At 51.0% G+C, this 433-nt stretch carries 1 protein-coding gene; it reads left to right on the top strand.

Annotated features, from left to right (window positions below; translation table 11 throughout):
* Positions 1 to 261 (top strand): hypothetical protein (locus tag Q4563_RS16315; protein WP_442903766.1); only part of this gene is annotated, 261 nt, incomplete at its 5' end.
* Positions 262 to 433: the final 172 nt, after the last annotated feature.

Here is a 433-nt window from a genome sequence, read left to right as displayed (position 1 = left end):
CACCAGTATATTCCCATCATTGGTGCCCGTTTTATGGATATGGTCGACGAGGGCAAGTTATCGCTGGATCAGCTCGAAGACCTCGGAGCCATCACCGCCGGAGCCACTCCAGGTCGGGCGAATGATGAAGAAATTATCATTTTATCGGTTGGCGGCATGCCCGTCGAAGACGTTGCCTGGGCCACCGTGATTTATCGCACGGCAATTGAGCAAGGCATTGGCATCAAGCTGAATCTTTGGGATAGCCCTGAATTGTGCTAGCAGCATCCGGCGTCGTGACCGGCGCCGTTATTTCCTCTGCATGACTGTATTTGACACCCTGGATATTCCCAATGACACAGATTCTAAAACTGAAAACCGGCTCAAAATTCGAAGAAATCGGCAGCTATTCCCGCCTCGTTGCTGTCGATCGCTGGATTTACGTTTCCAATAC

It is taken from the genome of Gilvimarinus sp. 1_MG-2023, assembly GCF_030548285.1.
This window is presented reverse-complemented; position numbering and strand designations above follow the sequence as displayed.